This is a genomic window from Pseudomonas inefficax, assembly GCF_032164165.1.
GTDB classification, from domain to species: Bacteria; Pseudomonadota; Gammaproteobacteria; order Pseudomonadales; family Pseudomonadaceae; genus Aquipseudomonas; species Aquipseudomonas inefficax.
This window is the reverse complement of record NZ_CP134401.1, coordinates 4,281,894-4,294,108: the sequence shown is the minus strand read 5'-3', so window position 1 is coordinate 4,294,108 and position 12,215 is coordinate 4,281,894. Positions and strand designations below refer to the sequence as shown.

Annotated in this window: 11 protein-coding genes; all 11 read right to left on the bottom strand. The window is 63.5% G+C overall.

Annotated elements, in window-relative coordinates:
- Positions 1-136: 136 nt before the first annotated feature.
- The 11 genes from RIN61_RS19435 to RIN61_RS19385 all read right to left on the bottom strand — a co-directional run bounded on the left by RIN61_RS19435 (position 137) and on the right by RIN61_RS19385 (position 12,187).
- Positions 137-316: a hypothetical protein gene (locus tag RIN61_RS19435; RefSeq protein WP_063913828.1), complete on the bottom strand. Its 180-nt coding sequence runs from the start codon at positions 314-316 to the stop codon at positions 137-139.
- A 122-nt stretch (positions 317-438) separates the two neighbouring features.
- Positions 439-1,569, bottom strand: coding sequence for a lactonase family protein (locus RIN61_RS19430; protein WP_252192186.1), 1,131 nt, complete (start codon positions 1,567-1,569; stop codon positions 439-441).
- The gene (locus RIN61_RS19425; RefSeq protein WP_112252074.1) at positions 1,535-1,825 is read right to left on the bottom strand and encodes a DUF5629 family protein; all 291 of its coding nucleotides are present in this window, start codon (positions 1,823-1,825) and stop codon (positions 1,535-1,537) included. Before RIN61_RS19425 ends, RIN61_RS19430 begins: the two co-directional genes overlap by 35 nt.
- 164 nt (positions 1,826-1,989) lie before the next feature.
- Entirely contained in the window at positions 1,990-4,365 is a 2,376-nt protein-coding gene (locus RIN61_RS19420) for an efflux RND transporter permease subunit (protein ID WP_207880020.1), read from the bottom strand.
- Between the two features lie 20 nt (positions 4,366-4,385).
- Positions 4,386-5,405, bottom strand: coding sequence for a WD40/YVTN/BNR-like repeat-containing protein (locus RIN61_RS19415; protein ID WP_112252073.1), 1,020 nt, complete (start codon positions 5,403-5,405; stop codon positions 4,386-4,388).
- Between the two features lie 265 nt (positions 5,406-5,670).
- Positions 5,671-8,328 (bottom strand): aminopeptidase N, encoded by a 2,658-nt coding sequence (gene pepN, locus RIN61_RS19410; protein ID WP_207880010.1) that lies wholly within the window; start codon positions 8,326-8,328, stop codon positions 5,671-5,673.
- A 12-nt stretch (positions 8,329-8,340) separates the two neighbouring features.
- Positions 8,341-9,171: a DUF2797 domain-containing protein gene (locus RIN61_RS19405; RefSeq protein WP_112252071.1), complete on the bottom strand. Its 831-nt coding sequence runs from the start codon at positions 9,169-9,171 to the stop codon at positions 8,341-8,343.
- On the bottom strand, positions 9,168-9,428 hold the full coding sequence (locus RIN61_RS19400; RefSeq protein ID WP_003260154.1) for a YeaC family protein: 261 nt from the start codon (positions 9,426-9,428) through the stop codon (positions 9,168-9,170). Before RIN61_RS19400 ends, RIN61_RS19405 begins: the two co-directional genes overlap by 4 nt.
- 13 nt (positions 9,429-9,441) lie before the next feature.
- Complete coding sequence (locus RIN61_RS19395; RefSeq protein ID WP_112252070.1) at positions 9,442-10,329, bottom strand: rhomboid family intramembrane serine protease; 888 nt, start codon at positions 10,327-10,329, stop codon at positions 9,442-9,444.
- Positions 10,326-11,297 (bottom strand): metallophosphoesterase, encoded by a 972-nt coding sequence (locus RIN61_RS19390; protein ID WP_112252069.1) that lies wholly within the window; start codon positions 11,295-11,297, stop codon positions 10,326-10,328. Before RIN61_RS19390 ends, RIN61_RS19395 begins: the two co-directional genes overlap by 4 nt.
- Positions 11,297-12,187 carry an NAD(+) kinase gene (locus RIN61_RS19385; protein WP_112252068.1) on the bottom strand — a complete coding sequence of 297 codons (891 nt, stop codon included), beginning with the start codon at positions 12,185-12,187 and terminating at the stop codon, positions 11,297-11,299. The genes RIN61_RS19390 and RIN61_RS19385 overlap by 1 nt, the downstream gene beginning before the upstream one ends.
- Positions 12,188-12,215 lie beyond the last annotated feature (28 nt).

Genomic DNA, 12,215 nt, shown 5'->3' with positions numbered 1-12,215 from the left:
CCCTTGTAGGAGCGGCCTTGTGTCGCGATAGGGGCGCGCAGCGGCCCCAGGTTTTTGCGTCACAGCAGAAATTGCCGGGGCCGCTCTGCGGCCCTATCGCGACACAAGGCCGCTCCTACAGGGGACCGAGTCAGGTTCAATGGTGGTGCTTACCACTCAATGCCGCATGAAAATTGGCGCTCTGGCGCAGGTACTGCTCGGTGTAGCTGTGGGTCGCAGACGCCTTGCCGCTGCTGTCGGCATGGGCATGCGTCGGCAATACGACCGAAGCGGAAATGGCGGATGCAGCAATGACCGGGAAGAGATTGAAGTTCATCTGGGCTGACCTCGACGGCGGTGGTTTGACGTTGGCCCTTCTGGGCCTTGGGTCAAACTTACGCCGCCGAAGCCGCAGGCAAAAATTCATTGCGGCAGTATCGATTATCACGCCGATCGATATCACTCGATGAACTTCAGGTCCGACGGTGCATCCTGCTTCAGCGTCTGCACCGTCTCCAACAGCTTGCCGCTGCGCGGATCGCGGCGTATCACCACGATCTGGTTGCTCTTCTGGTTGGCCACCAGCAGGAAGTTGTCACTCGGGTCGAGGGCGAACTCGCGGGGATGATCCCCCTCCACCGAACGGCGCTGCAGGAGTGCCAGTTGGCCGTCCTGCTTGCCCACGCTGAATGCCACGATCTCGTTGGCCGTACCACGGTTGCTCACATACAGGAAGCGACCGTCTGCCGACAGGTGCAAGCCACCTGCCGCTTTCGCCGCGGCTTCCTTGCTCTCGGTCAGGGGCAGGCGCTGGCGTTCGACCAGGTTGCCCTCCTGCACATCGAACATCACCACTTCGGCACTCATCTCCAGGGTCAGGTAGGCATGCCGGCCCCTGGCGTCGAACAACAGATGGCGCGGCCCGCTGCCCGGCGGCAGGCCCACCGACGCGGGTATTGCCGGTGTCAGTGGGTGGTCTGCGCTGGCACCATCGTAACGGTAGATGAACACCTTGTCGGCACCCAGATCGCTGGCATACAGGTGTTGGCCATCCGGTGACAGCACCAGCGAATGCACATGGGCGCCGGCCTGGCGCTCGGGGTTGACCCCGCTCGCCTTGTGGCGAGCCTGTTGCACTACCGGCTTGAGCTTGCCGTCCTTGGCCACCGGGACAACCACCAGGCTGCCGCCGGGGTCGGGCTTGACCGCGTAGTTGGCCACGAACAGATAACGCTGGTCCTGGCTGAGGCTGGCGTGGGTCGGCTCATCACCTTGGCTGGCCACCTGGTTGAGGAGCTTGATCTCGCCTTTTGCACTGACGCTGAAACTGCTGGCATGGCCGTTCGGGGTTTCGTTGACCGCGAATAGCTGGCGTTGATCGGCCGACAATACCAGCCACGAAGGGCTGACACTCTTCACCACCTGCTGGGGGGCAGGGTCGATATGGCCGGTCTTTTCGTCGAACTGATAGCGGTAGATGCCCTGGCTGGCGCCATCGGTGTAACTGCCCACCAGCAAGGTGGCGGCGTGGGCGGGGATGGTCAGGCTCATCAGGCTAGCGGTCAGCAGGCTCGTCCAGGTCCGGTTCATCTTCGTCATCATCCGGGGCGCGAAAGGCACTCATACAGACTAGCCGATGCGCGCCGTTGGCATCGTCGAGCTGCCATTCATCACCGCTGGCGATAGCGGCGGTGATTTGCTCGGGGGTGAACGACCAGCGGCGGAGCTGGCGGCCGTCCATGCATTCGATGGTGAGGCCGGACTCATCGGAGGTGAAGTCGAAGGCGTGCAGGCCGTCGATCAGGAGCATGTCGCAGGACTGCAGGGCGGTGGCGAGGGGGGACATGGGGGTACCTGTGAGGGATGTAGCGGCATTATAACCCTGGGGCTGCTTTGCAGCCCATCGCGACACAAGGCCGCTCCTACAGGGAGCGCGTCAATCTGCGAATACGCGTTCCCTGTAGGAGCGGCCTTGTGTCGCGATGGGCCGCAAAGCGGCCCCCCTGCAATTCAATGGGCGAAAATCGACCCGCCCTCCTTGCCCGCCATCTTCTCCGGCTTGATCAGGAACCGCGCCAACGCCGGCAGCAGCCACAGCGCGCCAAACATGTTCCACAGCAGCATGAAGGTCAGCATCAGCCCCATGTCCGCCTGGAACTTGATTGCCGAGAAGATCCAGGTGCACACGCCGATGGCCAGGCACAAGCCGGTGAACAGCACCGCCTTGCCAGTCGAGCGCAGGGTCTCGTAATAAGCCTCCTGCAACGGCAACCCGGCGCGCAGGAAGCTTTCCAGCCGGCTGTAGATGTAGATGCCGTAATCCACGCCAATGCCCACACCCAGCGCCACCACTGGCAAGGTCGCCACCTTGACGCCGATGCCCATGTAGGCCATCAGCGCGTTACCCAGCACCGAGGTCAGCACCAGCGGCAGGACGATGCACAGGGTGGCGGCAAACGAGCGGAAGGTAATCAGGCACATCACCGCCACACAGATGTACACCAGGATCAGAATGGTCAGCTCGGCCGACTTGATCACCTCGTTGGTCGCTGCCTCGATCCCGGCGTTGCCCGCTGCCAGCAGGAACTGCAGGCCTTCCTTGTTGTGGCTGTCGGCAAACGCCTTGGCCACGGCAGTGACCCGCTCCAGGGTTTCGGCCTTGTGGTCGTTGAGGAACACCAGTACCGGCGCCAGCGAGCAGTCGCCGTTGTACAGGCCATCGGCACGGGCGATGGAGTTGTTGAGGATGTCCGGATTGCGCGACAGGGTTTCCCATTTCAGGCTGCCCTCGTTCATGCCCTTGATCACCTGCTTGGACACGGTCACCAGGGAAATTGCCGACTGCACGCCAGGGGTGTTCTGCATGGTCCACATCAGCTCGTCGATCGGCGCCATGGTCGAGTGGATCGAGCAGCTTTCCGGCGGGGTCTTGACCATGATCACCAGCACGTCGGAACTGGTCGAGTAGTTGCTGATGATGAAGTTGTTGTCCTGGTTGTAGCGCGAGTCGGGGCGCAGTTCCGGCGCACCCTGGTCGAGGTCGCCGATCTTCAGGTTCTGGCTGTACCACAGGCCACCGGCGAAGGCGACCAGCGCCAGAGCCACCGACACCGGCGCCACCTTGGCACTGGCAAAGTTCGACAACAGGCGCCAGAACGGGTGCTCGCGGGTGGCGTCCTGCTTGCTGCGCTCTACGGCCTTCTTGCTGATGCCGACATAGGAGATGGCTACCGGCAGCAGGATGAGGTTGGTGAACACGATCACCGCCACACCGATGGAAGCTCCGATGGCCAGCTCACGGATCACCCCGATGTCGATGATCAGCAGGGTGATGAAGCCCACGGCGTCGGCAAGAATGGCGATCATCCCCGGCAGGAACAGCTGCCTGAAGGTGCGCCGGGCGGCGGTCAGGGCGTTGTCGGCGCCACTCGACTGCAGGGCGATACCGTTGATCTTTTGCACCCCGTGGGAAATGCCGATGGCAAAGATCAGGAACGGCACCAGCATCGAGTACGGGTCCAGGCCAAAGCCCACCGCATGCATCAGGCCCAGTTGCCAGACCACCGCCACCAGGGTGGTGATGAGCACGGCGATGGTGCTGCGGATGCACCAGGTGAACCAGTACAACAGCACCCAGGTGATGGCCAGGGCGACACCGAAGAACATCGCCACCATCACCAGGCCGTCGATCAGGTCGCCGACCTTCTTGGCGAAACCGACGATGTGGACCTTCACGTTGGGGTTCTGCGCCTGGAACTTGTCACGGATCTTTTCTTCCAGCTGGTGCGAGAACTGCTGGTAGTCCAGCTTCACCTGCTTGCCCGGGTCCTGCGGGTCGGGGTAGCTCTCCAGCAGCGGCACATCGACGATGCTGGACTTGAAGTTGTTGCCCACCAGGCGCCCCACCTGGCCCGACTTGAGCACGTTGTCGCGCAAGGTGTCGAGGCTGTCCTGCGAGCCGTTGTAGGTGTTGGGGATCACCTCGCCACCGGAAAAGCCTTCTTCGGTGACCTCGCTCCAGCGCACGCTGGGGCTCCACAGCGACTTCAGCCCGGCACGGTCGACGCCAGGGATGTAGAACACTTCGTCATGGATCTGCCGCAGGGTCTCCATGTAATCCTTGTCGAAGATGTCGCCATTCACCGCCTCCACCGAGATGCGCACGGTGTTGCCGAGGTTGGCCAGGTCGTTGCGGTGCTCCATCATCTGCTCGATGAACGGGTGCTGCAGCGGGATCATCTTCTCGAAGCTGGTGGACGGGCGGATCTGCGTGGCCTGCCAGAACAGGAAGATGCTGACCAGTACGCACAGGGCGATGACCACGGGGCGATTGTTGAAGATCAGGCGTTCGAGCAGCGTGGCCTTGTCCTGGTGATGCGGGTGCATGGTGATGCTCTCCCTGCTGGTCATGGACGCACCTCCTGGTCAGCACCCTGCGGGTCAGCCAGGTGCACGCCACCCTGCCCTACCAGCAGCAGGCCGCCATCGGCCCGGCCACTGACGCCGGCCAGGGCGATGCGGTCGGCGCGGTTGTAGACACTGAAGGTCTGGCCATCATCGGCACTGCGCAGCACGCTGCCGCCATTGCCGACCAGCACCAGGCTACCGTCCTCGACAAGCGTAGCGCCTGCCAGGCCGAATTCGAGGGTGCCACGTGCGGCCTTGAGTTCGATCGGCTGCCAGCTGTTACCAAAATCGGTGGAACGGAACAGGTTGCCGCGCAGGCCGTAGGCCAGCAGGGTGTGCGGCCGGGCAGTACCGATCACGCCGAACAGCGACCCCTCGTACGGGCCCTCGACCTTGGCCCAGGTCTGGCCGTTGTCGGCGGAGCGGAACATGCCGCCCTGCTCGCCGACGATGAACAGGCCAGCATCGCGCACCTGGGCGATACCGTTCAGGTGCAACTGGTCGGGGTTGTCCAGGCGCTCGGCCACGTCCTGCCAGTGCTGACCACCATCGGTGGTTTCCAGCAAGGCGCCGTAGGCACCCACGGCAAAGCCGTGCCGGGCATCGAGGAAGGCGACATCGAGCAAGGGTGCTTCGCGGGACAGGTCTTCGAACTGCTTGCTCCAGGTGGCACCACCATCGCTGCTGGCAAGGACCAGCGCATCATGGCCGACGGCCCAGCCGCGCTTGTCGTCGAGGAAGAACACTGCGGTCAGCAGTTGCCGGGTGGGCACCCGCGCCTGGGTCCAGGTGCTGCCCTGGTCGTCGGAGAACAGGATATGACCGCGATCGCCCACCACCACCAGACGCTTGCCGGCGTGTGTGGCATCGATCAGCAGGCTTTGGCTGGCCTTGGCCGATTCGGTGGAGTATTCGTCGGCGGCAGCGGCTTGCACGCTGTCAGCCCACACGCCAAGCCCCAGCGCCAGTACCGCGCCGGCTGCCAATGGCCAGGCAAAGCGCCTGTTCTGTTCCCTCATGACTGTCCCCTTTGTGTTTTTATTTGGCGGGTCAATGCATTGCAGGTACTGCGAAAAGCCTGATCTAGAGGCCTGCAATAGCTTGAGGGGATCGTAGCGGGGATGTTTGCGGGAACACAACGAACGGGGTGTTATGTTTTGTTATCGGCCCAAAAAGCTTCGCGGGTAAACCCGCTCCCACAGGTCCTCCACCGCCCATGAAAGCAGTGCAGTACCTGTGGGAGCGGGTTTACCCGCGAAGAGGCCAGCTCAGGCTACAGAAAACTCAAGCCAGGCTCTTGCTCACCACTTCATACACATCACTGGACAGCTCCCCAGAAGCCAGAATCCGCTCCAGCTCGCCCTTCATCAGGGCCTGACGCGCATCGTCATACTTGCGCCAGCGGGTCAGCGGTGCCAGTTGCCGCGAGGCAATCTGCGGGTTCAGCGCATTCAGCTCGATCACCAGGTCCGCCAGGAAGCGATAGCCCGAGCCATCCGCCGCATGGAAGTTGACCAGGTTCTGCCCGGCGAAGGCGCCAATCAGCGCACGTACCTTGTTCGGGTTCTTCAGGGTGAACGCCGGGTGCTGCATCAGCGCCTTGACCCGCGCCAGCCCGCCCGGCAGCGCACTGGCTGCCTGCACGCTGAACCACTGGTCCATGACCAGCGGGTTGTCCTTGAAATGCTCGGCAAAGGCTTCCAGCGCTTTCGCGCGTTCGGCCTCGAACGGCGAGTTGACCAGCACGGCCAGCGCGGTAAGGCGCTCGGTCATGTTGTCGCAGTGCTTGAACTGCTCCAGGGTCGCCTGCAGCACCTGCGGCTTGCCGCTCTGCATCAGGTACGACAGCGCGATGTTCTGCAGGCTGCGGCGGGCGAAATGCTCGGCCGAGGCCACATAGGCGGTGCTGCGCGACACTTCGCGGTTGGCCTGGTAGCGCGCCCACAGGGCGTCGAACAACTGCTCGGCGATCTGCTGGCGGGCGAACTCGCGGGCGGCGTGGATGGCGTCCACGTCGGCCACCTGGCTGATTTCGGTAAGGTAGGCCTCACCTGGCAGCGAAAGCATTTCGGCAACCATGGCCGGGTCCAGCGACTCGTTGCCGAGCACGGTGCCAAGGGCGGTGATCAGGCGCTGGTCGAGCTTGAGTGCTTCGCCACGCTGATGCTGGCCGATCAGCTCCTGCAGCACCTGCACCGACAACTGCTGCCCCGCCTCCCAGCGGTTGAAGCCATCGCTGTCATGCTGCATCAGGAACATCAGCTGGTCCCGGTCATAGGGGAAGCTCAGCTTGACCGGTGCGCTGAAACCACGCAGCAGCGACGGCAGCGGCTTGGCCTGGATGCCCTGGAAGGTGAAGGTCTGCTCGGCTTCTGTCACCGACAGTACGCGGCTGGTGCCCTGCGCCGCAGCTTCACCAGCCAGCTGCAGCGGCAGGTCGTTGCCTGCGGCATCCAGCAGGCCAAGCTCCACCGGGATCACGAACGGCAGCTTTTCGGCCTTGTCCGGGGTCTGCGGGCAGCTCTGGCGGAAGGTCAGGCTGTAGGTCTGCGCGGCCGCGTCATAGGCCTCGCTGACTTCCAGGCGCGGGGTGCCGGCCTGGTTGTACCAGCGTTTGAACTGGGTGAAGTCGACGCCGTTGGCGTCTTCCATGGCCTTGATGAAATCGTCGGTGGTCACCGCCTGGCCATCATGGCGCTCGAAGTACAGGTCGCTGCCCTTGCGGAAGCCGTCGGCGCCCAGCAGGGTACGAACCATGCGCACCACTTCGGCGCCCTTCTCGTACACGGTCAGGGTGTAGAAGTTGGAGATCTCGATGAAGCTGTCCGGGCGTACCGGGTGGGCCATGGGGCCAGCATCTTCGGCGAACTGGTGAGTTCGCAGGTAGGCCACGTCTTCGATGCGCTTGACCGTGCGCGAGTTCATGTCGGCGCTGAATTCGGCATCGCGGAACACCGTGAAGCCTTCTTTCAGCGACAGCTGGAACCAGTCACGGCAAGTGACGCGGTTGCCCGACCAGTTGTGGAAATACTCGTGGGCAACCACGCCTTCAACACGCTGGTGCGCGGCGTCGGTGGCCGTTTCGGCACGAGCCAGTACACAGCTGGAGTTGAAGATGTTCAGGCCCTTGTTTTCCATGGCGCCCATGTTGAAGTCGTTGACCGCGACAATCATGAAGATGTCCAGGTCGTACTCGCGGCCATAGACTTCTTCGTCCCAGCGCATGGACTTCTTCAGGCTGACCATGGCGTGGTCGCACTTGTCGATGTTCTCGGGCTCTACGTAGATGCGCAGGGTCACATCACGGCCGGACTGGCGGGTGAAGCTGTCCTCGACGCACCACAGGTCACCGGCCACCAGGGCGAACAGGTAGGCCGGCTTCATGAACGGGTCTTCCCAGGTCGCCCAGTGGCGGCCGTCTTCTGCCGGCCCGCTGCCGATGGGGTTGCCGTTCGACAGCAACACCGGGTAGCGATGCTGTTCGGCGATGACCGTGGTGGTGAAGGTGCTCATCACGTCCGGGCGGTCGAGGTAGTAGGTAATTTTGCGGAAGCCTTCGGCCTCGCACTGGGTGCAGAACATCTTGCCCGACTTGTACAGGCCTTCCAGTGCGGTGTTGCTCTCGGGGTGGATCTTCACGCTGGTGTCGAGGGTGAAGCGCTCGGCCTTGGGCTGCAAGGTCAGGCTGTCGGCATCGAGCTGGTAATCGCCCGGCTGCAGCTCCTGGTCATCCAGCGCGGCGCGCAGCAACTCCAGCTGCTGGCCATCGAGTTCCAGTGGCGGCAGGCCGGCACCGCGTGCCGGGTTGCGGCGCATGACCAGTTGCGCGTGAACCAGGGTGTGGTCCTCGAACAGCTCGAAGGTCAGGTGCGTCTCGTCGATCAGGTACTCGGGCGCCTGGTAATCCTTGAGGTAGATCACTTGCGGTTGTTCGGTACGCATGTGCAGGTCCTTTTACTGGAGCACGGCCAACTGGTAGGCCGTGTACTTGCGAATATTGATCACACCGGTGTCGAAGATCAGGTACTGGCCCTTGATGCCCAGCAGCGTGCCTTCCACTACCGGGTCCTTGTCGAGGTTGAAGCTGACGATCTTCGAGGGGTAGGCCTCGACCGGGTACTTCATCTGCACCACTTCGGCGTCGGCCAGCGGCTGGATGGCCTGCAGGCCGAAGCGCCCCTGCAGCTCGCGCAGGCCGTCGGCGCAGGCGTCGAACACCTGTTCACGAATGGCGACCAGGTCGAGCTCCTCGGCATCGCCCTTGAGCAGGGCGCGCCAGTTGGTGCGGTCCGGCACCTGGCTGCGCAGCAAGTCTTCGACCAGGCCGGACTGCTGGCGGGTGGCCACGCGCATGATCGGCAGGGCCTGGCTGGCACCTTGGTCGAGCCAGCGGGTGGGTAGCTGGGTGGCGCGGGTGATACCGACCTTGATCCCCGACGAATTGGCCAGGTAGACCACATGGTCGGTCATGCAGAACTGTTCGCCCCACGACGGTTCACGGCAGGTGCCAGCGTCGTAGTGGCACTTTTCCGGGGCCATGATGCACACATCGCACTGGGCCAGTTTGGTCATGCACGGGTAGCAGTAACCCTGGCTGAAGCTGGTCTTGGTGCGCTTGCCACAATGGCTGCAGTGAATGGCGCCGAGGTATTCAAGGCGCAGGCGCTGGCCGATCAGCGGGTTGACCGGCACCTGGGTGTCATCCAGGCGGAAGCTGTACTGCACCACTGGCGCCTGCAGGCTTACCGCCATCTTGCTCAACGAGCCACGAGCGAGTTCGATCAATGTACCGAGTCCGACTTGAACAGAATGTTGGCGATCGGCGCGGACTTCGAGGCGCATTCCTGCGGGCCCATGTAGCCGGTACGCTGGTCTTCGGGCAGGTTTTTCATCTCCCAGGCGATTACCGCTTGCAGCGACAGCTCTTTCTGCTCGGCAGTGAGCTTGCGGCCGTCCGACCATTTGCCGATTTCCACGGCCAGTTTCAGGCTCTCGTAGATTTCAGGGGTGATGTTTTCAATCATTTGCGCGAAAGTGGACATAGTGTCTCCTGATTCAAGCCGACAGTTTACGCCGGGCCAGCGCCCCACCCAAGAGCCCGGTCAGGCATCCGATGAGCAGCCCGCCGACGTGGGCGGCGTTGGCGATCTGGCCAAGGCCCAGGGTGTCGATCACGCCGCTCAGGCACACCACCAGCCAGATCAGCATCATCACCAGCACGCCCTTGGGCAGGTTGAAGTAACGGTTTGGCGCCAGCCACTGGAACAGCCAGATGTGCCCGAGCAGGCCGTACAGCACACCAGACAAGCCACCGAACAGGCTCGGCCCGCTGCTGTAGTGCTGGGCCAGGTTGGACACCAGGCTGAACAGCAAGGTCAGGCCCAGCAGCGCCCACGGGCCCTGGCGCAATTCGATGCGTTTGCCCAGCTCCCAGTACCACAGGCTGTTCATGGCCAGGTGCAGCACGCCGAAATGCAACAGCATGGGCGATACCAGTCGCCACCACTGGCCTTCGTCCAGGCTTTGCGCCAGCGGGCTGAAGTACAGGTAGTCGCCCTGGACGCGGAAATCGAGGAAGGTGAACCAGCTGATGGTGGTGAAGTTGTCGCCCAGGCCGGTCAGGCCGGCGACGATGAAGCACAGCAGCAGGGTGATAGTGGTGACTTTGCAGGCTTTGGCCTGTTCCGCAAGGGAGGGCTGTGTGGGGCTATTCGCGGGTGAACCCGCTCCCACAGGGCCCTTTGCAAGTTCGAGGTCGGCGTTGCCGTCAGGGTAGCGCTGGTAGAGTTCGCGGACGTCATCGGCCAGGGTGTCGGGGGCCCAGAGCACCTGGGCATCGCCCTCCTCGCTGACCCGGTGCGGCACTTGCAGGCGCTGTAGCAGGTGAACGAAGCCGCTGAGGTCGACCGACAGCGGCAGGCGCATCACTTCGATAATGTTCATTGGCTGGCCTGTGGGCGGTCGACATCGACCCAGACGAACTTGTGTGGGTCGATGCGGGTTTCATCATCCAGCCGGTAGGCAGCCAGCTTGCCGTAGAGCACGGCGCTGTAGTCCAGGCAGGCCAGGTTGGCGCGGATCGGCGCCGGGCGGCCGCTGCGCCAGTAATGGCCGACGAACAGCATGGGCTCGTCTTCGGCATAGCGCAGCAGGGCGTTCTTCTGGCTGTGGCTGAGCGGGGTGTTGGCCACTTCCGCGGGCAGGGCGTCTGGCTGGAACACTATGTCGCCGTAGGTTTGCGGGTCTTCTTCCCAGAACTTGGTACGGAAGAAGGCACGGGTCAGGCCGTCGCCACCGGTGAGGGTCAGGCCGTCCGGCAGGCGCATGTCGGTGCCGCGCAGCAGGCGGTTGCACGCGGTGGCGGCAAAGCTGCCGCTCACCGCCGAGGCCTGGATGAAGTGCTCGTCGATACGCCCGTCGGGGTACTGCTGGCGCAGCGGCTCGATCAGCCGCGGGTCCCAGCAGGCATGCACCAGGCGGAAGCGCCCGGCGTCGACGAACAGCGGCAATTCGTAGAACCAGTTGACGAAGTCGTGCCAGTCGGCGGGGTGGTGGGCAAACTGAGTCAGGGTTTCGTCGATCAACCGGGCGTGGCGCGGCGTATGCTCGCGCACGAAGGCCTTGCCGCTGCCAGGCAGTGCCGGAGTGACCCAGCCCAGGGCGTTGTACTCGTGGTTACCCATGATGCAGAACGCCTGGCCGGCCTCGACCATGTCGTGGACGATGTGCAGCGCCTCGCGAATGCGTGGCCCGCGGTCGACGATGTCGCCAAGGAACAGCGCCTGGCGCCGCGGGTGGCGCCACACGCCTGCCACACGCTTGTAACCAAGGGCGTCGAGCAGGCGTTCAAGGGTCAGCGCACAACCGTGCACGTCACCGATGATGTCGAAACTACGCGCCGGATCGAGCATCAGTCGTCCCTGCTTCCCAGGCGGCTGCCCCAGCCGAGCTTGGTGCGGCAGACCTCGTAGTAATTGTGGTCCAGCGGGTGGATCAGGCGCAGCTTCTGCGGCTTCTTGCTCACCGTGATGGTGTCGCCGGGGGCGCAGGTGAAGTGGTTCTGGCCATCACAGGATACTTGCGGGTAGATCTGCAGGTCCTTGGACACCACGATCTTCAGCTCGCTGTTGCCGTCGACCACGATCGGCCGGCCCGACAGGGTGTGCGGGTACATCGGCACGATGACGATGGCGTCGAGCTTGGGGTGCATGATCGGGCCGCCGGCCGACAGCGCGTAGGCGGTGGAGCCGGTGGGGGTGGCGACGATCAGGCCGTCGGCCTTCTGGCTGCAGACGAACTGGCCATCGATGTAGATCTCGAACTCGATCATGCGCGTGGACTTGCCCGGGTGCAGTACCACGTCGTTCAGTGCATCACCCTGGCCAATGGCTTCGTTGTGGCGGCGAACCTCGGCCTGCAGCAGGAAGCGGTTTTCTACCAGGTAGTGGCCGTCGAGCACTTCGGCGACCTTCTGTTCCAGTTCGTCAGGGCGGATGTCGGTGAGGAAGCCCAGGTTGCCACGGTTGATGCCCAGCACTGGAATGTTGTGCCGGGCCAAGGCGCGGGCGGCGCCCAGCAGGCTACCGTCGCCGCCGACCACGATGACCAGGTCGCAGACCTCGCCCAGCAACTTGCGGGTTGAGGTTTGCAGGCCATGGCCGGGCAGCACTTCGGCAATGGTGTCCTCGAGGATCACGTGCAGGTGCCGCTCGAGGAGGAATTTTTTCAGTCGGCGAATGGTGTCGAGCACCTGCGAGCTACCAAGGCGGCCGATGATACCGATATTGCGAAATTGCTCCATGGGGCTCCTGCGAGGCTCTGCGGCGGGT

What these genes read in the sequence shown, in the direction of transcription:
- RIN61_RS19435 (WP_063913828.1), bottom strand. Translation starts at nt 316, where the DNA reads ATGAACTTCAATCTCTTCCCGGTCATTGCTGCATCCGCCATTTCCGCT.
- RIN61_RS19430 (WP_252192186.1), bottom strand. Translation starts at nt 1,569, where the DNA reads ATGAACCGGACCTGGACGAGCCTGCTGACCGCTAGCCTGATGAGCCTG.
- RIN61_RS19425 (WP_112252074.1), bottom strand. Translation starts at nt 1,825, where the DNA reads ATGTCCCCCCTCGCCACCGCCCTGCAGTCCTGCGACATGCTCCTGATC.
- RIN61_RS19420 (WP_207880020.1), bottom strand. Translation starts at nt 4,365, where the DNA reads ATGCACCCGCATCACCAGGACAAGGCCACGCTGCTCGAACGCCTGATC.
- RIN61_RS19415 (WP_112252073.1), bottom strand. Translation starts at nt 5,405, where the DNA reads ATGAGGGAACAGAACAGGCGCTTTGCCTGGCCATTGGCAGCCGGCGCG.
- pepN (WP_207880010.1), bottom strand. Translation starts at nt 8,328, where the DNA reads ATGCGTACCGAACAACCGCAAGTGATCTACCTCAAGGATTACCAGGCG.
- RIN61_RS19400 (WP_003260154.1), bottom strand. Translation starts at nt 9,428, where the DNA reads ATGTCCACTTTCGCGCAAATGATTGAAAACATCACCCCTGAAATCTAC.
- RIN61_RS19395 (WP_112252070.1), bottom strand. Translation starts at nt 10,329, where the DNA reads ATGAACATTATCGAAGTGATGCGCCTGCCGCTGTCGGTCGACCTCAGC.
- RIN61_RS19390 (WP_112252069.1), bottom strand. Translation starts at nt 11,297, where the DNA reads ATGCTCGATCCGGCGCGTAGTTTCGACATCATCGGTGACGTGCACGGT.
- RIN61_RS19385 (WP_112252068.1), bottom strand. Translation starts at nt 12,187, where the DNA reads ATGGAGCAATTTCGCAATATCGGTATCATCGGCCGCCTTGGTAGCTCG.